General features: G+C 45.2%; 2 protein-coding genes. One reads left to right on the top strand and one right to left on the bottom strand.

Going from position 1 to position 1,272, the window contains the following annotated elements:
• Window positions 1-548, top strand: a 548-nt coding sequence (locus R8O70_RS25520) for a tyrosine/phenylalanine carboxypeptidase domain-containing protein (RefSeq protein ID WP_318184500.1), incomplete at its 5' end; no start/stop codon positions are given.
• A 72-nt stretch (window positions 549-620) separates the two neighbouring features.
• On the opposite strand, the gene R8O70_RS25515 is transcribed toward R8O70_RS25520, so the two are convergent.
• On the bottom strand, window positions 621-1,272 hold a 652-nt coding region (locus R8O70_RS25515), incomplete at its 5' end, for a thymidylate synthase (RefSeq protein WP_318184499.1).

Below are 1,272 nucleotides of genomic sequence, written 5' to 3'. Positions count from 1 at the left end.
CACTCGCACACCACGAGATGGGCGTGCATTTGCTAACTACGCTTAATGGCCGTCAACAACCACTTAAAGTGCTTAGTTTAGGTTGCCCTGCCAATACCAATACGCAGGAAGGGTTGGCAATTTTGTGTGAGTACCTCTCTGGACACTTCAGTATCAAACGTTTAAGAACCTTAGCTCTTCGCGTGCTTGCTGTAGAATCCATGATTAAAGAGCGCGATTTCCGCCACACCTTTATGTTGCTGAAGGAGCAGTACAAAGCGTCTGACGTTCAAGCCTTTACTATTACTTCGCGCGTATACCGCGGTGGTGGCTTAACTAAAGATTATTTGTACCTGAGAGGATTTAGAGAAGTGCTCAACGCGTACGATAAGCTAGGGGATGATTTTTCACTGCTGCTATGTGGTAAAACGGAATTGAAGTATTTCGATCTGATCCGTTCTCTCGTTAATAAAGGGATTTTCACACAACCGAAGTTCATTAGCCCTGCGTTATCGACTCCGAAGCAAACTAACCCGATTCATCGCTATATCGTTAGCGCATTGAAGTAACGAAACTCAAACGCATCGCAAAAGCAAAAAAGCTCCATTCGGAGCTTTTTGTAGTATCAAGAATCAGCGTGATTACACTGAGAATGGATAACGAATTGGATCGTGGTGTTCGTACCCTTCTACCCAAAAGTCATCCAGTGTCACCCAAGTTTCCAAATCTTCTAGAGATTTAATCTCCGGATTGATATGGAATGTCGGGGCTTGTAACGGTTCACGCTTCAACTGAACATCACGCATCAACTCAAGCTGATCTTCATAAATGTGCGCGTTAACGATTTTATGGAATGCCTGGCCTGGCTTCTTGCCCGTAATTTGCGCCATGATCGCTAAGAACACATAAACTTGAACCATGTTGAAGTTCAATCCAAGCGGCACATCGCACGAACGCTGTGTACTGTTGAGATACAAAGTGTCATCCAGTAGCGAGAAATGATGACTGTACATACAAGGTCGCAAACACCCCATATGGAACTCACCAGGGTTGTAGAAGTTCAAGATTTCACCACGGTCATCAACACCGCGAGTCAAATCATCCACAATCTTGCGTAGTTGGTCGATATGACCACCATCAGGTTTTGCCCACGCACGACCTTGAACGCCGTATACACGGCCCATGTCGTCTTCACCCTTACGGTATGGGTTATTCAACCAAGCGTCGTTTAGGTTGGCGTTCGCATCCCACGTTTTGGTGCCTAATTTACGGAAATCTTCAGCATTATCATAA

This window comes from Vibrio sp. 779(2023), assembly GCF_033344285.1.
Classification (GTDB): domain Bacteria; phylum Pseudomonadota; class Gammaproteobacteria; order Enterobacterales; family Vibrionaceae; genus Vibrio; species Vibrio alginolyticus.
Note: the sequence above shows the minus strand (reverse complement) of the source record. Positions and strands in the feature narration are given on the sequence as shown.